The sequence below is a fragment of the Spiractinospora alimapuensis genome, assembly GCF_018437505.1.
GTDB classification, from domain to species: domain Bacteria; phylum Actinomycetota; class Actinomycetes; order Streptosporangiales; family Streptosporangiaceae; genus Spiractinospora; species Spiractinospora alimapuensis.
Genome location: NZ_CP072467.1, coordinates 993305 through 1016658, shown reverse-complemented (window position 1 = coordinate 1016658; position 23354 = coordinate 993305). Strand labels below are relative to the sequence as shown.

The following is a 23354-nucleotide window of genomic DNA, read 5'->3' as shown; positions in this document are numbered from 1 at the left end:
CCTTGGTAGTCGCGCCCTCGGCGGGCGCTACCGGGAGAGGGGAAACCAGGATGCTGTTGACGAAGCGGCTCGTGGCGGGAATCGCCAGCGTGGGTCTTCTCGGCACCTTCGGTGTGGCGGGGGCCACGGCCACCTACGCGGACGGCCCGGAGAGTGAGACACCTCCGGAACTCGCTGCGTTGATCATGGAACAGCCGTGGCCGGAGTATTCCGTGGGAGACGAGCACGTCAATATCTACGCGGCGAAGCATCTGCTCACTGAGCAGGGCTTTTTCGGCAGCAAGATCAACGATGACTTCGACGACAACCTGATCCGCGGCACCAGGAATTTCCAGGACAGATACGGCCTGGAGCGGACCGGTGAACTCGACGCTGACACCTGGCAGACGTTGAGCGACATCTACTTCCCGCCAGGCAGTGGCAACGCGGTGGAGTCGGGGGCGAGGGGCCCGATTGTCTACGCGATCCAACGCCTGCTGCAGGGACACGGTTACGACGTCCACCGTACGGGCGAGTACGACGACGCGATCGCGGCGGTCGAGCACTTCCAGCGGGTCACGTGCACGCCTGATGGCGAGACGTGTCTGGACGTGGACGGTAAGACCGGTGAGCACACCTGGCGCGCGCTCGTCACGGGCGGAATCTGACCGGCGTCGCCACCGGAAACACGCGTGTCGGTCACGGACCGTACGTGGAGAGGGGATTCGCAATGCTTTGGAAGAAGCGCCTGCTCGCGGGCATGGCAACGGCCGGCCTCGTGGGCACACTCGGGATCGGCGGGGCGACCACGGCCAGCGCCGACGGCCCGGACAGCCAGCCACCGCAGGAGCTGGCACAGGAGATCATGGCGCTCCCGTGGCCGACCTACACCGAAGGCGACGAGGACGCGGACGTCTACGCGGCGAAACAGTTGCTGCACGACCGCGGATACTTCGACAGCGCCATCGACGACACCTTCGACTCCAACCTCACCCGCGGGGTGACGAACTACCAGGAGGACCACGGTGTCGAGGTGAACGGGAACCTGGACTCCGACACCTGGCAGACGCTCAGTGACCTCTACTTCCCGCCCGACGACACCAACCACGTCGGCCCGGGCGACAGCGGTCCTGTCGTCTCCGCGATCCAGCGACTGCTGAACGACAACGGAGAGTCCGTCGAGATCGACGGTCAGTACGGCGGAGCCACCGAGACGGCGGTCCGGGAGTTCCAGAGCACGACCTGCTCCGGAGACACGTGCCTGGACGACGACGGTCTCGTCGGCAAGTACACCTGGCGTGCCCTGGTTACCGGCGGCATCTGACCGGAGTCGGACCACAGAGTCCCGAGGTGGGTGGGCCCGCGCGAGCGGCCGGCCCACCTCTCGCGTGCGCGGGGGCCCGAAACCCTGGCGTCCACCCGTGCCGACGGCTCCACCGAGCGCCCGGGATCGATCCGGGCCAAGCGTGGCGCGCGCAAGGTATCGAACTTGTGTACGATTCGCGAATGGGGTGGTTCCGTGGGGCGCACCGTTTCGGCGCGTTCGGGGAGTCATTCGTTCCTCGCGCGGCGGAATACCCACGGTTCGTCCGACGCTGACACCTGGAGTGTGCGCGCTCCGGAACGTCAGTAGCGTGGACACGGGTGATTCGAGGACTTCTGCGAGGGGGCGCGCATGGCACGGTTGGCGGACGACACTCCATCCTCCCCGCCCGGCTCCGACCCCCGCGTCTTCCTGCGTGGCGTGCGGGTGCTGTGGGTGTCCGCGCGGACCGAGCCGCTGGTCTTCTGGATCGCGGTGGCCGGCAGCGTGCTCCACGCCGCGGTCGGGGTGGCCCTGGCCTCCGTGCTCGGCTATGTCACCGACTCCGTGCTCCTGCCCGCCTTCGACTCCGGCGAGACCACCCCGGCGCTGCTGGGGGGCGCCGTCGCCCTGCTCCTGGGGGTCGGGGTATTGCGCGCGCTCGGCCTGGGCGCTCGCCGCTTCTTCGCCGGACTGCACCAGTACCGGATGCAGGCGCACTACCGCCGCAAGGTGGCCCGTCGCTACCTGCGACTTCCCCTGTCCTGGCACCACAGACACCCCGCAGGTCAACTCCTCAGCAACGCCAACGCCGACGTCGAGGCCTCGTGGTCGCCGCTGGCACCCCTCCCCATGACCATCGGCAGCGTCGCGATGCTCCTCATCGCGGGCGGCGCGATGCTCGTCACCGACCCCGTGCTCGCGGCCGTCGGCTTCGTCGTCTTTCCCGCCGTCGCGGTCGCCAACGTCTGGTTCCAGCGGCGCGTCACCCCGGTCGCCAGCCGCGCGCAGGCCCTGCGCGCCGAGGTCAGTGAGGTCGCCCACGAGTCCTTCGACGGTGCGGTCGTCGTCAAGACGCTCGGTCGGGAGGACACCGAGACCGAACGCTTCGGGGCCGCGGCCAACCGTCTGCGCGACACCCAGATCAGGGTCGGGCGCCTGCGCGGCATGTTCGACCCCGTCATGGAGGCACTGCCCAACCTCGGCGTACTCGCCGTGCTCCTGGTGGGGGTGTGGCGCCTCTCCACCAACGCGGTCGACCCCGGCGACATCGTCCAGATCGCCTACCTCTTCACCCTGCTGAGCATGCCGGTTCGGTCCCTGGGAATGCTCCTGGGCGACCTGCCACGCTCGGTGGTGGGGTGGGACCGGGTCCAGCGGGTCCTCACCGCGCGCGGCGAGATGCCCTACGGCTCGGTCACCGGCACCCCCGACAGCGGCGGCGCCGCCGTCGCCCTGACCGACGTCGCCTTCTCCTATCCCGACGCCTACCGGGCGGACTCCGACGACGGGCAGCTCACCCGCGACCTCGCCCACACCGAGGACGGGGAGGCCGTGCACACCCAGGTCCTGCACGACGTCACCTTCACCGTCGACCCCGGACGCACCGTCGCGCTCGTCGGACCCACCGGGTCCGGAAAATCCACGCTCGCCTCCCTGCTGGTCCGGCTCGTCGACCCCGACGAGGGGCACGTCGCCCTCGACGATGTCGACGTACGGGACATGCGCCGGGGCGAAATGTCACGACTCACGGCACTCGTGCCCCAGGCCACGTTCATCTTCGACGACACCGTCCGTGGCAACGTCGCCCTCGGCCTCGACATCGCCGACGACGAGGTCTGGCAGGCACTGCGCGTCGCCCGCGCGGACGGGTTCGTCGCCGAGCTCCCCCGCGGGCTCGACACGCCGCTGGGGGAGCGAGGGACGTCCCTGTCAGGGGGGCAGCGACAACGTCTCGCCCTCGCCCGCGCGGCGGTGCGACGACCGCGACTGCTGGTCCTCGACGACGCCACCTCCGCGGTGGACCCCCGCGTCGAGGCGGAGATCCTGGCGGGCCTGCGCGAGGCGGCCGCGGGCGCGACCCTCGTGGTCGTCGCCTACCGGCGTGCCACCATCGAACTCGCCGACGAGGTCCTCTACATGGAGGACGGAACGGTCCGGGCCCGGGGAACCCACCCCGAGCTCCTCGCCAGCTCCCCGGGATACCGGGACCTGGTCACGGCCTACGAGCGCGCCGCCGAGGAACGCGAGGCCCAGCGCGAGTCGGACGCCGACGTGCCGCGCGACCACGCCGAGATGGAAGGAGACGCCCTGTGAGCACGTCCACGGTCATCCCGGAGCGCGGTGCGCGCACACCGGAGCAGGACACCGCCGCGAAGCCGGGCCTGAGCCGGTCCACCGACGGCGCGTGGCGCACCATCCGGCGCGGGTTCGCCCTCTCGCCGGAGTTCGCCCGAGGACTGTGGATCACGATCCTCGTCGGGCTGGTGGCCACCGCCGGCAAGGTGATCGTCCCCGCGGCCGTCCAACTCGTCATCGACGAGGGGATCGTGGGTGGTGACGGGGTCGGGTTCGTCGCCGTGGCCGTCGGGGTCTGCGCCGCGCTCGTCGTGGTCACCGGCTTCTGTTCGTTCGTGATGAACTACCGCCTCTTCCGCGCGGTGGAGTCGGGTCTGGCCACCCTGCGCCGCAAGGCCTTCCGCCACGTCCACGACCTGTCCGTGCTCACCCAGAACAGCGAACGCAAGGGCGCGCTCGTCTCCCGGGTGACCGCTGACGTCGACCAGATCAGCAACTTCATGCAGTGGGGCGGCACGATGCTCATCGTCGCCTCCGGACAGCTCGTGGCCGCGACCGCGCTCATGGCGTACTACTCCTGGGAGCTCACCCTCGTCGTGTGGTCGTGCTTCGTGCCGATGATGCTGGGCGTGCGGTGGCTACAGCGACTCCTCTCCCGTGCCTACCTCTCGGTCCGGGAACGCACCGGCGAGATGCTCGGCGCCATCAGCGAGACCGTCGTGGGGGCCGCGGTCATCCGCGCCCACGGCACCGAGGAGCGCAGCGCCGAACGCATCGACACCACCGTCGTCGCCACCCGGCGGGCGCAGGTCAAGGCCCAACGGCTGTCGATGGCGATCTCACCCGTCGCCGAACTCGTGACCGCCGTCGTCTACGTCGCGGTCGTGGTCGTCGGCCTGCTCATCGGTCTGCGCGGCGGGCTCACCCCCGGCCAGCTCGTCGCGTTCGTCTTCCTCATCACCCTGTTCGTCGGGCCGATGATGATGGCGACCGAACTCTTCAACCAGGCGCAGGACGCCATCGCCGGATGGCGGCGGGTCCTGGGCGTCCTGGACACCGAACCCGACGTCGCCGACCCCGGCGAGGCCGGAACACCGCTGCCCCGCGGGCCCGTGTCGGTAACCTTCGACGACGTCACCTACGCCTACCCCGGGGGCCCGGTCGTCCTGCGCGACGTCAACGAGGAGATCCACCCCGGGACCCGCGTCGCCGTCGTCGGTGAGACCGGGTCGGGCAAGACCACCTTCGTGAAGCTCCTGACCCGCCTCATGGACCCCGACGGCGGCAGCGTGCGCCTCGACGGTGTTGACCTGCGCCGGGTCCCCTTCTCCTCGTTGCGCCAACGCGTCGTCATGGTCCCCCAGGAGGGATTCCTGTTCGACAGCTCGCTGGCCAACAACATCCGCTTCGCGCGTCCCGACGCCGACGACGCGGCCCTGGAGGACGCCGTGCGGGAACTGGGCCTGGGGGAGTGGCTGGACGGGCTTCCGCACGGACTCCACACACCCGTGGGCCAACGCGGGGAGTCCCTCTCCGCCGGAGAGCGTCAGCTCGTCGCCCTGGTGCGCGCGCACGTGGCCGACCCCGACCTGCTCGTCCTCGACGAGGCGACCTCCGCGGTCGACCCCGCGACCGAGACCCGCCTGCAACACGCCCTGGAACGTCTCACCCGTGGCCGGACCTCCGTCACCATCGCCCACCGTCTCTCGACGGCCGAGGGGGCCGACGAGGTCCTCGTCTTCGACGACGGCGAGGTCGTCCAACGTGGCCACCACACCGACCTCGTCACTCGCCCGGGCATCTACTCCACACTGCACGCCTCCTGGGTGCGCGGAACGAGCTGACCGGAACTACGAACGTTCCCACGCCTGCGCCCGCACCAGCGGCAGCGTCCGGTACGCGACCGGGGTGTCCAGTGAGATCACCGACTCGGCCCGGACGACCCCCGCCGCGTCGACGATCATGTCGATCACGCGCTGGAGGTCGGCGTTGGTGCGTGCCACCACCCGACACAACATGTCGCCGACCCCCGTTATCGTGTGGACCTCCAGGACCTCGGGGATGTCGGCGAGGCGGTGGGCGACGGGGCCGTGTCCGCCCGCCTGACTGATCTGGAGCGTGACGAACGCCGTCACGCCGTACCCCAGCGCGCCGGGATCAACGTCCGGCCCGTAGCCACGCACGACCCCGCGCTCCGACAGCCGGTCCATCCGTGCCTGGACCGTTCCCCGAGCCATCCCCAGACGTCGGGAACACTCGAGGACGCCCATCCGGGGATGGGTCGTGAGCAGCGCGATCAACCGTGAGTCCAACGCGTCGATGGCCATACTGCGCAATCCTTCCGATGATCACCGGATTCTGCTGGTCATATTGTCCATTGATCGCGCGGAGTGTTGCGCAGTTCGAGTAGGAAATCACAGAATCCTGGTATGGATGACTTTCCGGTGACAGGAATGGACGCGGTGGTCTTCGCGGTTGGAAACGCGCGGCAGGCCGCTCACTACTACTCGACCGCATTCGGCATGGTGTGCACGGCCTACACCGGGCCGGAGACCGGCAGCCCCGACCAGGTGGGCTACGTCCTGGAGTCCGGAGGGGCCCGGTTCGTGTTCACCGCCGCGGTGCGGGCCGGCACACCACTCAACGAGCACGTCGCGCGGCATGGTGACGGTGTCGTCGATCTCGCCCTCGAGGTCCCGGACGTGGAGGCCGCCTACGCCACCGCGTTGGCGCGGGGCGCCACCGGACTGGAGGAGCCCCACGTCCTCGAGGACGAGCGGGGGAAGGTCGTCCGTGCCGCCATCGCCACCTACGGCGAGACCCGACACAGCCTCGTCCAGCGCTCGGGTTACGGCGGCCCCTACCTTCCCGGCTACGTTCCCACCGACCCGATCGTCGCCCCGCCCGAGAGGCGGTCCTTCCAGGCCATCGACCACTGCGTCGGCAACGTCGAACTCGGCGCCATGGACTCCTGGGTCGAGTTCTACAAGCGGGTAATGGGCTTCTCCAACATGCTGGAGTTCATCGGTGACGACATCGCCACCGAGTACTCAGCGTTGATGTCGAAGGTCGTCGCCGACGGCCGGCGGAAGGTCAAGTTCCCCATCAACGAACCCGCCACTGGCCCACGCAAGTCCCAGATCGACGAGTACCTGGAGTTCTACGGCGGCCCCGGGGTGCAGCACATCGCCCTGGCGACCAACGACATCCTGGCCTCGGTGGACCGGATGCGGGCCGCGGGCGTGGAGTTCCTCGCTACACCGGACTCCTACTACGACGACCCCGCGCTGCGTCAGCGGATCGGCGAGGTTCGGGTGCCGATCGAGGAGCTGAAGCGCCGCAGCGTGCTCGTGGACCGCGACGAGGACGGCTACCTCCTGCAGATCTTCACCAAGCCCGTGCAGGACCGGCCCACCGTGTTCTTCGAGCTCATCGAGCGCCACGGCTCGATGGGCTTCGGTAAGGGCAACTTCAAGGCACTCTTCGAGGCGATCGAACGCGAACAGGAACGCCGCGGTAACCTCGACTGAGGACCCCATCCATGTCCGCCCGCACCCGTGCGCGCGGTTTCCGGAGAGGTACCCGGCCAGGACCGCGCGTACGGGCGGGCGACCGCCAACCCACCCCCGGGGACAGGAGACGCCAACCCCCCCATACGCTGGAGGCATGAGCGCAACGTCACCGGAGCCGGCCCTCGATCCGGCGATCGCGCAACGGTTGAAACGGACCGAGGACGGACTCGTCCCGGCGATCGCGCAGCAGTACGACACCGGCGAGGTCCTCATGCTGGCGTGGATGGACGACGAGGCGTTGCGCCGCACCCTCAGCACCCGCAGGGCCACCTACTACTCGCGCAGTCGCGACGAGTACTGGGAGAAGGGGGCGACGTCGGGACACACCCAGCGCGTCGTGCGGGTCGCCCTCGACTGTGACGGGGACACGCTCCTGGTCAGTGTCGACCAGACGGGGCCCGCCTGCCACACCGGGACCCGCACCTGCTTCGACGGTCGGGAACTCCTGGCGGAGGAGACGGCGACGTCGTGACTCCCCGCCGCGTCTTCACTCTCGTCATCCTCGTCCAGCTCGCCGCCGCCGGTGGCCTCCTCGCCGTCATGGGACGCCCGTGGGCGGTGGCCGGAGCCGAGTCCGCGGCGGCCGAACTGACCCTGGACGGTGCCACGCTGAGCCCCCTCGCCAGTGCGCTGGGCCCGGTCGGCCTCGCGGCCGTGGCCGGCGTCATAGCCACGCGGGGCTGGACCCGACGTCTCGTCGGGGCACTGGTCGCGCTGCTCGCGCTGGTCGCCCTGTACGACGTGTGGGCGGGGACCCGCCCCGAACGAGTCGAGACCCTGACCGCCCGTGAGGGTATGGCCGACGCCACAGTCGCCCTCACCCCCGAGTGGTCGGTGGCCGCCATGGCCGCGGCGGCGCTGCTGCTGGTCGTGGGACTGGTCACGATCGCCCAGGGGGCACGGTGGCCGTCCCTGGGAGCCAGGTACGATGCACCCGGTGGCGCCGCGCGCGCCCCCGATCCCGGGGACGATCCCGCCGCGATGTGGGACGCCCTGTCTCACGGACACGATCCCACCACCGCACCCGACGTTCGCGAGGCCGCCGCCGGCGAGCCGTCCAGAGACTGAGAAGTTGGAGCGTTCATGGCCGACGAACACCACGACGATCACGGAAACACCCCCGCCGCCTGGTTCCTGACCATCTCCTGGCTTGTGGTATGGAGCATCGGTGGGACGATGATCATCCTCGGTGGCGGGGTGATCCTGTGGTCCGCGATCACCCTGGCCGTGAGCACGGTGTGCGCCGTGGTCGCCGGTGTGATGAAGAAGGCCGGGCTCGGGCGGACCGCGCCGCGGGTCGCACCCGTGGCGCCGGGCGCCCCCGACGTCGAACGGATCGGGGACTCCCGGCCACAAGAGGCCAATGTGTGACGCGCCTCTGGTCGGTGTCACCACGGGGGGCTACACTCGGTCTCCGCTCCCGAGCATCATCACACGGGCGAGGTCGGAGCACGCCCGAAGTTCTGCGATGATATCTTCGCTCACGCCCACAACCTGCGGACACAACCCTGAACCCCGTTGGTGTCGTCAGCCGCGCTGACCGTGAGCCCAATCAGACGTTTCAGGTACACGGAAAGACACGCTCATGAGCTACGGCCCCCCTCCCGGACCTCCTCCCGGTGGTTATGGTCCCCCGTCCGGTGGATACGGCGCCCCGCCGCCGCCCGGTCCTGGTATGGGTGGACCCGCCGGTCCCCAGCCCGACAACTGGATGTGGGCCGCGATCGTCTCGCTGTTCTGCTGCACCCTGTTCGGGATCATCAGCCTGATCTTCTCGCTGCAGGTCAGCAGCAAGTGGCAGATGGGTGACTACGCCGGGGCGCAGGACTCCGCGAACAAGGCCAAGATCTTCGGTCTCATCGGGATCATCGGTGGTGTCGTGGGAGGCATCGCGTGGGTCCTCTGGTACATCCTGGTCGTCGCCGCTTCGACGAGCACCTACTACTACTGATCGCCGGGCCAGGGACGCGGCGATCGACCGCTCCCGGGTCGCGATCGAGGGAGACCTCGAATGAGTTACGGACCGCCGCCCGGCGGCTACGGGCCGCCTGGCGGCGTTACGGGCGGCCACCCCGGAATGCGGCCACCCCCGGGAGAACCCCCGAAGACCTACACGTGGATGAACGTGTTGGGGATCTTCGGGTGCACCATTCTGGGCGTCATCGGGCTCGTGTTCTCGCTCCAGGTCAACAGCAAGTGGCAGATGGGCGACTACGCCGGAGCCCAGTCGGCGTCCGACACCGCGCGGATCCTCGGGATCATCAGTCTCATCTGCTTCATCGTGATGGTGCTGTTCTGGATCGTGTACATCGGGATCTTCGTCCTGTACTTCGGGTTCGCCTTCATGGCCTACAGCACGTACTAGACCGCCGCGCGTACGTGTGCGGAGCTCGGGCGGGACCCTCCTCGTCACCGACGTGGTCCCCGTCGGTCCCTCGAATCGCCCCCGCCCGCGTCGGGGTCCCGAACCGGCGCCGACGGCTGGGGGCGACCCCGGGACCTACCCTTGAGACAGTTCGGTCCGAACCGGCCGAGCGTGGACGGACACGGACGGAGGAGCCATGAGTAGTTCGTCGCTCGCGCAGCGCACCGTGTCCGTCGTCAACCGCGTCACCTCGAGTGTTCCGGCGGTGGTGTGGCCCCTGCTCACCGCGGGGGCGGGAATCGCCGCCATGACGATGGTCCACTTCCTGGACCCCAACGAGCCGGGCAACTATCCCACCTGTCCCTGGCTGATGATCACCGGGACGTACTGCCCGGGCTGCGGCACCATGCGTGCGGTCGCCGCGCTCAGTCACCTGGACCTCATGGGCGCGGTACAGATGAACGTCCTGCTCCTTGGGCTCCTTCCCTTCCTGCTGTGGGCGTGGATGAAGTGGTTCTACCGCAGCGTTCGGCCCCCCACCGGCCCGCCGCCGGTGCCCACGGTCACGGCGACCTGGATCCTGCTCATCGCCATCCTGGGATTCTGGCTCATCCGCAACCTCCCGTTCGCGACCTTCCTGGCGCCCGGAGGCGCGGCCCCACCGGCGTTCGGCTGACCAGCGGACACCTGACCTGCGACGCGTACGCCGGCCCAACGGCTACGAGCGGGACACGTGCGGGTGGTACCGGTGCGCGGTAATCGGCTGTTGCTCGCTACGATCGGAGTTGACGGCACACAGCCGTGCGGATGTCCGGCGGTAGGGCGAGGGGGCCAACAGCCAGAATGAACGACGTGGAGGGGCGAGCGGGGGAGCGCGACGTGACCGTACTGGAGGACATCCTCGACGGGGTGCGCATCGACCTCGCCGAACGGCAGGCCGCCACCCCGCTGGAGGAACTCAAGGCCAAGGCCGCCGGCATGGACGCCCCACGGGACGTGGAGGCCGCCCTGCGCCAGCCCGGAGTCGGAGTGGTCGCCGAGGTGAAGCGGGCGAGCCCGTCCAAGGGCGCGCTGGCCGCCATCGCGGATCCCACCGCGCTGGCCCGCGACTACGAGGCGGGCGGCGCGAGCCTGATCAGCGTCCTGACCGAACCCCGTCGGTTCGGCGGGAGCCTCGCCGACCTCAGTGCCGTGCGCGCGGCCGTGGACACGCCGCTGCTGCGCAAGGACTTCGTCGTGAGCGCCTACCAACTGTGGGAGGCGCGGGTCCACGGAGCCGACGCGGTGTTGCTGATCGTGGCCGCGCTGGAGCAGTCGGCCCTGGTGTCGCTGGTGGAACGCGCGATGTCGCTGGGGCTGACCCCACTCGTGGAGGTGCACACCGCCGAGGAGGTGGACCGTGCGCTCGCCGCGGGGGCCCGGGTCATCGGCGTGAACGCGCGCGACCTCAAGACACTGCGCGTGGACCGAGACACCTTCGCCCGCATCGCTCCGCTCATCCCCACCGACCGGGTTCGGATCGCCGAGTCCGGGGTCCGGGGACCGCACGACCTACTCGCCTACGCCGGAGCCGGCGCGGACGCCGTCCTGGTGGGGGAGAGCCTCGTGGTGGGCGGCAACCCGCGCTCCGCCGTCGCCGACCTCGTGACCGCGGGAGCCCACCCGGCGCTACGGGACCGGCGTTGACCACGCCGGCGTTCACCCACGCCCGACGATGGCGTTAGGCGGTCCGCGCCCAGCCCGGACCGCCGAGCTCGCGTTGTCCACCACCACGCGCGCGTCGACCAAGGCACCCCGCGGATCCAACCGCCGGTGTCCCACACGCGCTGTGTCGATTCGACCGACGTAGGCCACGCCGACCCGGCGTGGCGGGAGAGAACACCCATGACTTCCCAGGTTCCAGAACCCGCCTATCTCGACGCGGCGGGACACTACGGCCAGTTCGGCGGACGGTTCAGTCCGGAGGCGCTCGTCGCCGCCCTGGACGAGGTCGCCGCCGAGTGGGACAAGGCCAAGAACGATCCCACTTATCTCGCCGACCTCAACGCCCTGTTGGCGAACTACTCCGGCCGGCCCACACCGGTGACGGAGGCCCGCCGCTTCGGCGAGCACGCCGGGGGCGCGCGCGTCCTCCTCAAGCGCGAGGACCTCAACCACACCGGCTCCCACAAGATCAACAACGTGCTGGGGCAGGCGCTGCTCACCAAGCGGATGGGCAAGACGCGGGTCATCGCCGAGACCGGCGCCGGACAGCACGGCGTGGCCACCGCCACCGCCTGCGCCCTGCTCGGGCTGGACTGCACCATCTTCATGGGCGAGGAGGACACCCAGCGCCAGGCACTCAACGTGGCCCGCATGCGGGTGCTGGGCGCCGAGGTGGTCTCGGTGTCTCTGGGCAGCCGCACCCTCAAGGACGCGATCAACGAGGCGTTCCGTGACTGGGTCGCCAACGTGGACTCCACCCACTACCTGTTCGGGACCGTCGCGGGACCGCACCCCTTCCCCGCCATGGTGCGTGACCTGCACTACGTCGTGGGTCAGGAAGCGCGCCGCCAGGTGACCGAACTCACCGGCAGGCTGCCCGACGCCGTCGCGGCCTGTGTCGGAGGCGGTTCCAACGCCATCGCGATCTTCGCCGCGTTCATCCCCGACGAGTCGGTGCGCCTCTACGGGTTCGAGGCCGGCGGCGACGGGGTCGAGACCGGACGGACCGCCGCCGCCATCACCGCGGGCACGCCCGGCGTCTTCCACGGCGCCCGCACCTACGTACTCCAGGACGAGCACGGCCAGACCCTGCCCAGTCACTCGATCTCCGCGGGCCTGGACTACCCGGCGGTCGGCCCCGAACACGCCCACCTCGCGGCGTCGGGCCGCGCCGAGTACCGGCCCGTCACCGACGCGGAGGCGATGGAGGCCTTCCAACTCCTCTGCCGGACCGAGGGGATCATCCCCGCCATCGAGAGCGCCCACGCGCTCGCCGGCGCGCGTGTCCTCGGTGAGGAACTGGGACCGGAGGCCACCATCCTGGTCAACCTGTCCGGCCGTGGCGACAAGGACATGGACACCGCGGCGTCCTACTTCGGCCTGATCGACTCGGGGGAGCACTCATGACGACGCGGCTGCAGCAGACACTCGCCCGGACGCGGGCCCAGAACCGCGCCGCGCTCGTCGGCTACATGCCGGCCGGGTTCCCCGACGCCGAGACCTCGCCACGCATCGTGCGGGCGATGGTGGAGGGCGGGTGCGACGTCGTCGAGGTGGGGCTGCCCTACTCCGACCCCACGATGGACGGCCCCACCATCCAACGCGCCGCCGAGATCGCGCTGGCCGCGGGGACGGTGCCATCGGGGGTGTTCCCGGTGGTGGAGGCGGTCACCGAGGCGGGGGCAGCGGGCCTCGTCATGTCCTACTACAACCCCATCGACCGCTACGGCGTGGACCGGTTCGCCCGTGACCTGGCCGGCGCGGGGGGGTCGGGGATCATCACTCCCGACCTGCTGCCCGAGGAGGCGGGCGACTGGCACCGGGCCAGTGACGCCCACGGTCTCGACCGGATCTACCTGGTGGCGCCGTCCTCCACCGACACGAGACTGAAGATCACCACGGACGCCTGCCGCGGATTCGTCTACGCGGCCTCACTCATGGGGGTCACCGGAACGCGGGCGTCGGTGAGCGGAGCCGCGGAGAGCCTCGTGGCCCGCACCCGTGCCGTCACCGGTGCCGACGGTCTGCCGATCTGCGTGGGGCTGGGGATCTCCACCGGAGCTCAGGCCGCGCAAGTCGCCGCCTACGCCGATGGCGTGATCGTGGGAGCCGGCTTCTGCCAGCGGGTCCTGGACGCCGCGACGATCGAGGAGGCGGAGGACGCCGTGCGGCGCTTCGCCGAGGAGCTCGCCGCCGGGGTGCGTTCCCGCTCCTGACACCCTGACGCCGAACAGTCGGTGAACACCACGGGTCCCGGGTGGGGCCGCCCGCGGCAATCTCACGGGTCGGTCCACACCGGGGTCCGGTGGCCGGTACGGTTACGTCCATGACCAATCGACTACGGTGGGTGACAGCCCAACCGTGGGTCACACTCGTGGCCCGCCTCGGCGTCGCGGGCGTGCTCGGCTACGCCGGGTGGACGAAGATCGACACGCCGACGCAGTCCGTGCAGGCGGTGGCGGCCTACGAGCTGTTCGGTGACGGTCTCAACCAGTTCATCGGCCACACGCTGCCGCTGCTCGAGATCGCCATGGCACTGCTGCTCGTGGTCGGGTTCGCCACTCGGTACGTGGGCGCACTGAGCGCCCTGCTGTTCGCCGCGTTCATCGTGGGGATAGCGTCGGCGTGGGCGCGCGGGCTCTCCATCGACTGTGGATGCTTCGGTGACGGGGGCCCGGTCGCGCCGGGGGAGGAGAACTACGTCACGCCGCTGCTGCGGGACCTGGGGTTCCTGGTGATGGCGGGGATCGTCGTGGCGTGGCCACGTTCCCCGGTCTCCCTGGACCACCTGTTGGGCGGCGGGACGCGAAATCGGGAAAGGGACCTGGAACGTGAACAAGAAGACGGCGAGCGCACGGGAGCGGGTCCGGGCGCAGCGGGAACGTGAGCGGCGACGTCAGCAGGGACTGAAGACCCTGGCGATCATCGTCGGCGCGACCCTGTTCATCGTGGTCGTCGTCGGGGCCGGTTGGTGGTTGATGAACCGCGGAACCGGGTTCGAGTACGAGGGGGACCTCGCCGAGCAGGTGCTGCAGGACGACGGCAGCGTCGTCATGGGCGACCAGAACGCGGAGCTTCCAGTCCTGGAGGTGTACGCCGACTTCCAGTGCCCCATCTGCAAGGACTTCGAGGACGCCAACTCCGGCACCCTCAACGAGCTCGCGGCCGAGGGCGAGGCCATCGTCCACCTGCGACCGGTCAGCATCTTCGCCCTGCAGGGCGAACCCATCTCCGGGAACTCGCTGCGCTCCGCGGCCGCCGCACGGGCCGCGGCCGACTACGGGCGCTACGTGGAGTACAGCGAGCTACTCTGGGAGAACCAGCCCACGGAGGGCAGCGAGGGGTACGCGGTCGAGGACCTGCGGGACTGGGGCGCGGACGCCGGGATCGCCGAGGACGACCTGGAGGAGTTCACGGCCCGGGTCGACGACGAGTCCGCCGCGGTCCAGGAGTTCACCACCTACGCCGCCGGTCTGGTGCAGGCCGCGCAGGCGGTACTCTCCGATGACGAGCTCAGTTCCATGTCCGTTGGCCAACTCATACTGGGGCGAGGACAGTGGGGCGGTCGAAGCCCCTGATCTGGACGGAACCTACGTGCGGCAGATTCTCGACGCCACGGCGGCGGCCGGCGAGCGATACCCCGACGGGGCGAACGCGTTCACCGGGACACCGGCGATCTACGTGGACGGGGAGCTGCTCGACTTGAGGCAGCAGGCGATGACGCGGGACGATCTCCGGGACGCCGTCGTGGACGCGCCTCCAGGCGACGTGGACACCTCTCCCGTGGAGAGCGTTCCCTGATCCCAAACCCGAAGGACGCGCATGATTCCCAGCCCGCCCATTGACTCACTGTCGGTGGGTCCCCTCACGATCCACATCTACGCGCTCTGCATCCTCGTGGGGATCATCCTCGCGGTGTTCTGGAGCGAACGTCGGTGGCGTGCATTGGACGGCCAGCCCGGCGCGATCCTGGACGTCGCGGTACCGGCGGTACTGCTGGGCCTGGTGGGAGGACGTCTCTACCACGTCATCTCCGACTACCAGCTCTACTTCCTGCCCGACAGTCCGAACTCGCCGTGGCAGGCGTTCGCGATCTGGCAGGGCGGGCTGGGGATCTGGGGCGCGATCCCGCTGGGGGCCCTCGGTGTGTGGTGGATGGCGCGGCGGCGCGGTTGGTCGGTGAGCAAGCTCAGCTTCGCGATCGCCCCCGCCATCCCTCTGGCACAGGCGATCGGGCGCTGGGGCAACTACTTCAACCAGGAGCTCTTCGGCGGCCCCACCGACCTTCCGTGGGGGCTCCAGGTCGACCCGGGCCGGTCCGGCACCATTCCCGGTGTCGAGACCTACCACCCGACCTTCCTGTACGAGTCGCTGTGGTGCCTGGCGCTCGCCGGGGCGATCGCCCTCGCCGGGCGCCTGTGGCAGAGCCAACTGCAGGGCGGCAGGCTCTTCGCCCTGTACGTGATGGGCTACTGCGTCGGACGGTTCTTCATCGAGTACCTCCGGGTCGACCCCGCCAACGAGATCCTCGGGTTCCGTCTGAACAACTGGACGACGCTCGCGGTGTTCGTGTTGGCCCTGGGCTTCTTCCTCTGGCGTGGGGCCAATCCGGTCGCCGACACCACCGCCACCCCACAGGCCACCCGGCCCGTCCCCGGCGACGACGCGGCCGACGACACGAGTGAGCGCGCTGGGGAGGGCCACGACGGCTCGGACGGGTCCGAGGACTCCGGTCGCCACACCCCGGACATCGCGGTGGACGACGCCGACACCCCGCACGGTACGGGGGAACCCGGAAGCGGGAGGGACTAGCGGTGCCCGCGGATCCCGCCGCCCCACAGCGCAACAGCCGACGGCGCCGGCCGCCGGCGCGTGGGCGTGGCTCCCACGGTCTCATGGCCGCCCCCGGCGCCGGAGGGGCGGGGCGTGGCGGGTCCGGGGGTGAGGGACGGCCGCCCGCGTCCAACGACGGAGGGGGATCCCCCGCGCCCAAGGGGCGACGTGGGCGCAAGACGCTGTCGCCGCTGTTACTCAAGGCGTTCCTCGCCGTCGCGTTCGCCTGCCTCCTGGGCCTGGGTACCCTCCTCGCGGTCCACATCACCGACCCACAGCGCCTCACCGAGTCCACGGTCGAGGCGCCGATCGTGGACCCGCCCCAGGGCCACGCCCGGCTGCAGCCCACGGTGTTCCACGCCCAGGACCAACTGGAGCTCTTCGACCCGATCGCCCAGCGTGGGTCCGACGACGAGGCCCTCACCGACGAGGAGCTCTTCGCCGACCAGGAGGAGCTCAGCTTTGAGGACCTGGACCTGGAGCTGCGGGAGAGCCGCACCACCGACACGTGCACGGGTGAGGTGTGGGGGGACACGCTCGCGGAGACACTGGCCGAGGCCGAGTGCGCGTCGGCATCCCACGCCCTCTACGTCGACTCCGACGACGAGTACGTGGCGCAAGTCACGATGTTCGATCTCGCGGACGTCTCCGGCGCCGAATCGGTCGTGGCGGAGCTCGCACCCGATTCCACCCCCGCGTTCATCGTGCCGATGGACTCCGACTACGAGGGTCTCCACGAGGGCCACAGCCAGGCCACGGCCCAGGTGATGGGGCATTACCTGGGGGTCTTCTGGGTGGCGCGGGCCGATGGGGAACCACCGGAGGACGACGACTCACTCGCGAGCGTGAACGTGGCCGTGATGGACGCCGCCCTCGAGATCTATCGACGGGTCAACGGCGCCAACGGCGACGGCGAATAGCCGTCATAATGGTGCGCATCCGGGCGGTGCTGTGGGAAGCCGGCTCGCCCGTTTCCCGAAGCCAAATCTCCTTCAACCGAGGTGTGTCGTGTCTACTGCGGAGTCCACCGAGTCCACGTCCCTCCGACGCGAGAACGCGCGTCGCCGCGAGCCAGGCCGGGGAGGTCGGCCGCGCGTCTGGTTCGTGGCCGCGATCGTGGTCGGCCTCGCGGTTCTCGGCGTCGGCGGATGGTTGGCCTGGACGTTCCTCCAGGGCGGGGACGACGAACGGCTCCCCGCGGACGCCGGCGTCTACTCCAACAGCTCCGTCTCCGAGACGCTGGTCGACCGGGAGGTGGACCCCCGCGAGCTCACCGAGCCGGAGCTGTTCGAACGCGGGGGAGAGGAACTCTCCAGCCAGGGCCTGACCTTCACCCTCGAGGAGGGCGAGATCCTGGACGACTGTGCCCCGGCGGTCTGGGGCGTGCGCCCCGAGGACGCCCTGGGGTCCGCGGACTGCACCCAGGTGGCGCGGGGCGCCTACACCGCCGACGACCACATCGCGATGGTCACTGTGTTCAACCTCACCGACGTGGCGTCCGCCGAGGTGATGGCCGCCTCGCTCGAGCCCGGCGGCAGCGAGAACGACGGCTTCGTGACCGTCATGGACAACGAGGCCGTGGCCGACCTCGGAACCGGCTACAGCTCCGCGGAGATCACCGTGCAGGGGCACTACCTGATGGTGACCTGGGTCCAGGAGCGATCCTCCACCGATCCGGAGTCCCACGACAGCCTCTCCCAGCCGCTGCGGACGCTGTCCAACTTCGAGATGCCACTGTTCCGTCGCCTGTTGGAACACGACCACGACGACGCCGAGGACGAGGGTGACGCCGAGGCGGCCGAGGGCGCCGAGAACCCCGAGGCCGAAGCGGAGGACGTCCCCGCGGAGTAGCGGGATCGGGCCGAGCGTGTCCCTCGGGGTGCGGCCGACGCGTGTCGCTCGCCCCCGAGGGAACGAAACGCGGCCGGTCCCGCGTCCAACGGTGCGATGACCATGCCACCCCACCACCCAGCGCGGCGGCCCGACGATGCCCGGGACGGGCTCCACGCCTCCGACCGCCCGACGCCCCCGCCCGACCCCGCGGGCGCGGACCCCTCGTGGGGGATCCCGCACGAGGGGTCCGGCGGACGTCCAGGACCTGTCGTCCCTGCTGCGTCGAGTCAGTCCCACCGTCTGGGGGCTGGTCGCGTTCCTCGTGCTGTCACCCACCGTCGGAGGTTTCGTCCTCTTCGTCTATGTGATGCTCTCCTGACCGCGCGGTGTCGGCTGGGGGTCGGTGCCCACCGCTCGGGACGCCCCAGGGGGGCGGGGATCCGGGGCCTCATCCAGGGGTGAGCAGCGCGTCGTGCCACACGCCCGCCGTGCCCCTGCCGCCCGGGGCAGCCGTCCGCCTGCAGTAGAGTGACCGAACGCGATGATTCGTCCCCTTGTGGGGTGTTCATCGGAATGGGTGGCGGAGTGGTTTGATCTCCGTCCATCCGGGTGACATACATACACACCCCTAACGATCCGTTGGACGCGATCGGGCGCGCACCGCACTGGCGCGGTGAGCGGTCCGGGGGTAGGTCACCACGACTCGGACGCCACGTCCGGTCGCCGCGCGCCACCCGGCGCCGAGGGCACCGGGCGGCCCCGGCCCGTTCGGGGCGTCGCCGCGCACGGTGACCACACGCGGGTCACCGCCGCGCACAACAACTGAAGACAGCACCAGCAGGGCCAACGTCGTCCCTCGCGCACCGATGTATCGCCGAGCCGACGACAGGAGGGCCCATGTCTGCTGTCCATCCACCGGGCATGTCCCCGGAGGAATCCCCCACCACGACCGGCCTGTACTCCCGCGCCTTCGAGCACGACGCCTGCGGTGTGGGCATGGTCGCCGACCTCACGGGGCGGCGCAGCCACGGCACCGTCCAACAGGCCCTCAGCGTCCTGCGCAACCTCGACCACCGTGGCGCCTCGGGCGCGGACCCCGACGACGGCGACGGCGCGGGGATCCTCACCCAGATCCCCGACCGGCTCTACCGCGACGCCTGCGGATTCGACCTGCCGCCCGCGGGGCACTACGCCACCGGCATCGGGTTCCTCCCCGCGGAGGAGACCGACCGGGCCACGGCGCGCGCCACCGTCGAGCGCATCGCCGAGGAGCAGGGGCTGCACGTCCTGGGGTGGCGGGAGGTGCCCATCGACCCGTCCTTCTGTGGCCCCGCGGCACGGGAGGTCATGCCCCACTTCGCCCAACCGTTCCTCACCGGACGCCCCGACGGCCCCGCCGCGGGACTCTCCGGGCTGGAGCTGGAGCGCTACGCCTACCGGGTGCGCAAGCGCGCCGAACACGAGACGGCCGTGTACTTCCCGAGCCTCTCGCCGCGAACCGTCACCTACAAGGGCATGCTCACCACGCCCCAACTCGAGCCCTTCTTCGCCGACCTCTCCGACCGACGGTTCGAGTCCGGGCTCGCGCTCGTCCACTCCCGGTTCTCCACCAACACGTTCCCGTCGTGGCCGTTGGCGCACCCCTTCCGCTACGTCGCGCACAACGGAGAGATCAACACGGTGCGCGGGAACCGCAACATGATGCGCGCCCGGGAGGCGGCGCTGTCCAGCGCGGTCCTGCCCGGTGACCTCTCGCACCTGTTCCCCATCGTCGACCCCGACGACTCCGACACCGCGTCCTTCGACGACGCCCTGGAACTCATGCACCTCGCCGGGCGCTCCCTGCCCCACGCGGTGCTCATGATGATCCCCGAGCCGTGGGAGAACCACACCGAGATGGACGCGGACGTCCGCGCCTTCTACGAGTTCCACTCCCACCTCATGGAGCCGTGGGACGGGCCCGCGTCGGTCACCTTCACCGACGGGACCGTCGCCGGAGCCGTCCTGGACCGCAACGGGCTGCGCCCCGGCCGGTACTGGGTGACCGACGACGGGCTCGTCGTGCTGGCCAGCGAGGTCGGCGTGCTCGACATCGAACCGGAACGCGTCGTCCGCAAGGGACGCCTGCAGCCCGGCCGGATCTTCGTCGTCGACACCGCGGCCGGGCGCATCATCGAGGACGAGGAGATCAAGGCCGAACTCGCCGCCGAACACCCCTACCGGACCTGGGTCGACCAGGGCGTCGTCCGGCTCGACGACCTCCCGGCGGCCGAGCCCACCCCTGTCTCCCACCTCACCCAACGACAGCGCGCCTTCGGCTACACCGAGGAGGAACTGCGGGTCATCCTCACACCCATGGCCCGCACCGGGGCCGAACCGATCGGCTCCATGGGAACCGACTCGCCCGTGGCCGCGCTCTCCGAGCGCCCCCGCCAGCTCTACGACTACTTCACCCAACAGTTCGCCCAGGTCACCAATCCGCCGCTCGACGCGATCCGCGAGGAACTGGTCACCTCGCTGAACACCCTGGTCGGCGCGGAGGGGAACCTTCTCGCCGCCGAACCCGGTGACTGCCGTCGCCTCTCCCTGCCCTCGCCCGTGATCGACGGGACCACGCTGGCACGGATCGTCGCCGCCTCCGACCACCGTCCCGAACTGCGGGGCCACACCGTCCCCGGCGTCTACCGCGCAGACGGAGGCGGCACCGCCCTGCGCGAGCGCATCGACGAGATCTGCGCCGAGGTCTCCGCCGCCATCGCCGACGGCGCCAAGGTCATCGTGCTCAGCGACCGCGACACCGACGGCGAACGCGCGCCGATCCCGTCACTGTTGCTGACCGGCGCGGTGCACCACCACCTGGTCCGGGAGAAGACCCGCACCCAGGTCGGGCTGGTCGTCGAATCCGGCGACGCCCGCGAGTGCCACCACATGGCGCTGCTCCTCGCCTACGGCGCGTCCGCGGTCAACCCCTACCTCGCCCTGGCCACGGTGCGCGAACTCGTCGCCCGCGGCGTCATCACCGACGTCGACGCGGACACGGCGGCCGCGAACACCGTCAAGGCGCTCAGCAAGGGTGTACTGAAGGTCATGTCCAAGATGGGCGTCTCGACCGTCGCCTCCTACACCGGAGCCCAGATCTTCGAGGCGGTGGGTCTCGGCCACGAGGTCATCGACCGCTGCTTCACCGACACCACCTCACGGCTGGGCGGCGTCGGCTTCGACGTCCTCGCCGAGGAGACCCGACTCCGGCACGCGACGGCCCACGCCACCAACCGGGCCGACCATCGACGGCTCGACGTCGGAGGCGAGTACCAGTGGCGCCGCGAGGGAGAACCACACCTGTTCAGCCCCGAGACGGTGTTCAAGCTCCAGCACTCCACCCGCGCCCGCCAGTACGACGTCTTCAAGGACTACACGCGGCTCGTCGACTCCCAGGCCGAGCGCCTGATGACCCTCCGCGGCCTGTTCACCCTCAGGGAGGGCGTCCGGGCCCCGGTGCCCATCGAGGAGGTGGAGCCGGTGTCGGCGATCGTGCGCCGGTTCTCCACCGGGGCCATGTCCTACGGCTCGATCTCCGCCGAGGCCCACGAGACCCTGGCCATCGCCATGAACCGGCTCGGCGGCAAGTCCAACACCGGTGAGGGTGGGGAGGACCCCGCGCGGTTCACCCCCGACGCCAACGGCGACCTGCGGCGCAGCGCCATCAAGCAGGTCGCGTCCGGCCGGTTCGGGGTGACCTCGGCCTACCTCACCAACGCCGACGACATCCAGATCAAGATGGCGCAGGGAGCCAAGCCCGGCGAGGGCGGGCAACTCCCCGGCCACAAGGTCTACCCGTGGGTCGCCGAGACCCGCCACTCCACACCCGGGGTCGGCCTCATCTCGCCACCACCACACCACGACATTTACTCCATCGAGGACCTCGCCCAACTCATCCACGACCTGAAGAACGCCAACCCGCGGGCACGGATCCACGTCAAGCTCGTCTCCGAGGCGGGCGTGGGAACCGTCGCCGCCGGTGTCTCCAAGGCCCACGCCGACGTCGTCCTCATCTCCGGACACGACGGCGGCACCGGGGCCTCGCCTCTCACCTCCCTCAAGCACGCGGGAACACCGTGGGAGGTCGGCCTCGCCGAGACCCAACAGACACTGCTCCACAACGGACTCCGCGACCGGATCGTGGTCCAGGCCGACGGGCAGATGAAGACCGGCCGCGACGTCGTCGTCGCCGCCCTTCTCGGAGCCGAGGAGTTCGGTTTCGCCACCGCGCCCCTCGTCGTCTCCGGCTGCGTCATGATGCGCGTCTGCCACCTGGACACCTGCCCCGTCGGCGTGGCCACCCAGAACCCCGAACTCAGGCGTCGATTCTCCGGGTCGCCCGACTTCGTGGTGAACTTCTTCGAGTTCATCGCCGAGGAGGTGCGCGAACACCTCGCCGCCCTCGGGTTCCGCAGCCTCGAGGAGGCCGTCGGCGCGGTGGAACTCCTCGACACCACCGCGGCCGTGGAGCACTGGAAGGCCCAGGGGCTCGACCTCGCGCCCGTACTGCACCCCGTCCCCGCCCGCGACGGCGACCACCGACGTCGCGTCCGGGACCAGGACCACGGGCTGGACAAGGCGCTGGACCACACCCTCATCCAGCTCAGCGAAGGGGCCATCGCCGACGCCACCCCCGTGCGCCTCGAGCTGCCCGTCCGCAACGTCAACCGCACCGTTGGCACACTCCTCGGACACGAGGTCACCCGCCGCCGAGGAACGGACACGCTGCCACCCGACACCATCGACGTCAGCCTCACCGGCTCGGCGGGACAGTCCCTCGGCGCGTTCATCCCCCAGGGCGTCACCCTGCGACTGACCGGAGACGCCAACGACTACGTCGGCAAGGGCCTCTCCGGAGGACGCGTCACCGTGCGTCCGCCCGCGCAGGCGCCGTTCCGCGCCGAGGAACACATCGTGGCCGGCAACGTCATCGGCTACGGAGCGACCTCCGGGGAACTGTTCCTCCGCGGAATCGTGGGAGAACGCTTCTGCGTCCGCAACTCCGGCGCGCTCGCCGTCGCCGAGGGGATCGGCGACCACGGGTGCGAGTACATGACCGGGGGGCGTGCCGTCATCCTGGGCCGGACCGGCCGCAACCTGGCCGCCGGAATGTCCGGCGGAATCGCCTACGTCCTCGACCTCGACCCGACACGGGTGAACCCCGGAATGGTCGAACTGGAAGCACTCGACGACGAGGACACCGAGTTCCTGACCACCGTCCTGGAGCGCCACCACGCCGAGACGGGCTCCGAGGTCGCCCAGCGACTCCTCACCGAGGGCGACGCCGCGCTCGCGCGCTTCACCAAGATCATGCCGCGCGACTACAAGCGCGTACTCCAAGCGCGCAGCGCCGCCGAACGCGAAGGCCGCGACGTCAACGAGGCCATCATGGCCTCCGCCCAGGGCTGACCGGGCCAGAACAGAAAGG

22 protein-coding genes are annotated in these 23354 nt (G+C 70.2%); 21 read left to right on the top strand and 1 reads right to left on the bottom strand.

Annotated elements, in window-relative coordinates; all coding sequences use genetic code 11:
• Positions 1 to 50: 50 nt before the first annotated feature.
• The 4 genes from J4H86_RS04750 (at position 51) to J4H86_RS04735 (ending at position 5424) form a co-directional block, all read left to right on the top strand.
• A complete protein-coding gene (locus J4H86_RS04750) occupies positions 51 to 647 on the top strand; it encodes a peptidoglycan-binding domain-containing protein (protein ID WP_236542285.1) in 597 nt (198 codons plus the stop codon).
• A gap of 62 nt (positions 648 to 709) precedes the next feature.
• On the top strand, positions 710 to 1303 hold the full coding sequence (locus J4H86_RS04745) for a peptidoglycan-binding domain-containing protein (protein WP_236542284.1): 594 nt from the start codon (positions 710 to 712) through the stop codon (positions 1301 to 1303).
• 351 nt (positions 1304 to 1654) lie between these two features.
• Complete coding sequence (locus tag J4H86_RS04740; RefSeq protein WP_236542283.1) at positions 1655 to 3598, top strand: ABC transporter ATP-binding protein; 1944 nt, start codon at positions 1655 to 1657, stop codon at positions 3596 to 3598.
• Between the two features lie 14 nt (positions 3599 to 3612).
• The gene (locus J4H86_RS04735) at positions 3613 to 5424 is read left to right on the top strand and encodes an ABC transporter ATP-binding protein (protein WP_236543903.1); all 1812 of its coding nucleotides are present in this window, start codon (positions 3613 to 3615) and stop codon (positions 5422 to 5424) included.
• A gap of 6 nt (positions 5425 to 5430) precedes the next feature.
• Here the strand turns inward: J4H86_RS04735 and J4H86_RS04730 are convergent, their stop codons facing one another.
• Positions 5431 to 5907 (bottom strand): Lrp/AsnC family transcriptional regulator, encoded by a 477-nt coding sequence (locus J4H86_RS04730; RefSeq protein WP_236542282.1) that lies wholly within the window; start codon positions 5905 to 5907, stop codon positions 5431 to 5433.
• A gap of 102 nt (positions 5908 to 6009) precedes the next feature.
• Here J4H86_RS04730 and hppD point away from each other — a divergent pair, with 102 nt between their 5' ends.
• The 17 genes from hppD to gltB all read left to right on the top strand — a co-directional run bounded on the left by hppD (position 6010) and on the right by gltB (position 23335).
• On the top strand, positions 6010 to 7110 hold the full coding sequence (hppD, locus tag J4H86_RS04725; RefSeq protein WP_236542281.1) for a 4-hydroxyphenylpyruvate dioxygenase: 1101 nt from the start codon (positions 6010 to 6012) through the stop codon (positions 7108 to 7110).
• A gap of 136 nt (positions 7111 to 7246) precedes the next feature.
• Complete coding sequence (hisI, locus tag J4H86_RS04720) at positions 7247 to 7624, top strand: phosphoribosyl-AMP cyclohydrolase (protein WP_236542280.1); 378 nt, start codon at positions 7247 to 7249, stop codon at positions 7622 to 7624.
• Positions 7621 to 8220, top strand: coding sequence for a Trp biosynthesis-associated membrane protein (locus J4H86_RS04715; RefSeq protein WP_236542279.1), 600 nt, complete (start codon positions 7621 to 7623; stop codon positions 8218 to 8220). Before hisI ends, J4H86_RS04715 begins: the two co-directional genes overlap by 4 nt.
• Before the next feature lie 15 nt (positions 8221 to 8235).
• On the top strand, positions 8236 to 8523 hold the full coding sequence (locus J4H86_RS04710) for an HGxxPAAW family protein (protein WP_236542278.1): 288 nt from the start codon (positions 8236 to 8238) through the stop codon (positions 8521 to 8523).
• Positions 8524 to 8827: 304 nt separating this feature from the next.
• Complete coding sequence (locus J4H86_RS04705) at positions 8828 to 9103, top strand: CD225/dispanin family protein (protein WP_330932488.1); 276 nt, start codon at positions 8828 to 8830, stop codon at positions 9101 to 9103.
• Between the two features lie 60 nt (positions 9104 to 9163).
• Positions 9164 to 9517 carry a CD225/dispanin family protein gene (locus J4H86_RS04700; RefSeq protein ID WP_236542276.1) on the top strand — a complete coding sequence of 118 codons (354 nt, stop codon included), beginning with the start codon at positions 9164 to 9166 and terminating at the stop codon, positions 9515 to 9517.
• Positions 9518 to 9713: 196 nt separating this feature from the next.
• Positions 9714 to 10193, top strand: coding sequence for a DUF2752 domain-containing protein (locus J4H86_RS04695; protein ID WP_236542275.1), 480 nt, complete (start codon positions 9714 to 9716; stop codon positions 10191 to 10193).
• A gap of 203 nt (positions 10194 to 10396) precedes the next feature.
• Positions 10397 to 11203: an indole-3-glycerol phosphate synthase TrpC gene (trpC, locus tag J4H86_RS04690; protein ID WP_236543902.1), complete on the top strand. Its 807-nt coding sequence runs from the start codon at positions 10397 to 10399 to the stop codon at positions 11201 to 11203.
• Between the two features lie 198 nt (positions 11204 to 11401).
• A complete protein-coding gene (gene trpB, locus J4H86_RS04685; protein ID WP_236542274.1) occupies positions 11402 to 12628 on the top strand; it encodes a tryptophan synthase subunit beta in 1227 nt (408 codons plus the stop codon).
• The gene (gene trpA, locus J4H86_RS04680; protein ID WP_236542273.1) at positions 12625 to 13437 is read left to right on the top strand and encodes a tryptophan synthase subunit alpha; all 813 of its coding nucleotides are present in this window, start codon (positions 12625 to 12627) and stop codon (positions 13435 to 13437) included. Before trpB ends, trpA begins: the two co-directional genes overlap by 4 nt.
• A gap of 110 nt (positions 13438 to 13547) precedes the next feature.
• On the top strand, positions 13548 to 14108 hold the full coding sequence (locus J4H86_RS04675; RefSeq protein ID WP_236542272.1) for a DoxX family protein: 561 nt from the start codon (positions 13548 to 13550) through the stop codon (positions 14106 to 14108).
• On the top strand, positions 14053 to 14799 hold the full coding sequence (locus tag J4H86_RS04670) for a DsbA family protein (RefSeq protein ID WP_236542271.1): 747 nt from the start codon (positions 14053 to 14055) through the stop codon (positions 14797 to 14799). Before J4H86_RS04675 ends, J4H86_RS04670 begins: the two co-directional genes overlap by 56 nt.
• A gap of 16 nt (positions 14800 to 14815) precedes the next feature.
• On the top strand, positions 14816 to 15022 hold the full coding sequence (locus tag J4H86_RS04665) for a hypothetical protein (RefSeq protein WP_236542270.1): 207 nt from the start codon (positions 14816 to 14818) through the stop codon (positions 15020 to 15022).
• Positions 15023 to 15043: 21 nt separating this feature from the next.
• Positions 15044 to 16033 (top strand): prolipoprotein diacylglyceryl transferase, encoded by a 990-nt coding sequence (gene lgt, locus J4H86_RS04660; protein WP_236542269.1) that lies wholly within the window; start codon positions 15044 to 15046, stop codon positions 16031 to 16033.
• Between the two features lie 2 nt (positions 16034 to 16035).
• Entirely contained in the window at positions 16036 to 16974 is a 939-nt protein-coding gene (locus J4H86_RS04655; RefSeq protein ID WP_236542268.1) for a hypothetical protein, read from the top strand.
• Between the two features lie 88 nt (positions 16975 to 17062).
• A complete protein-coding gene (locus J4H86_RS04650; protein WP_236542267.1) occupies positions 17063 to 17905 on the top strand; it encodes a hypothetical protein in 843 nt (280 codons plus the stop codon).
• 879 nt (positions 17906 to 18784) lie between these two features.
• Positions 18785 to 23335, top strand: a complete 4551-nt coding sequence (gene gltB / locus J4H86_RS04645; protein WP_236542266.1) for a glutamate synthase large subunit — start codon at positions 18785 to 18787, stop codon at positions 23333 to 23335.
• Positions 23336 to 23354: the final 19 nt, after the last annotated feature.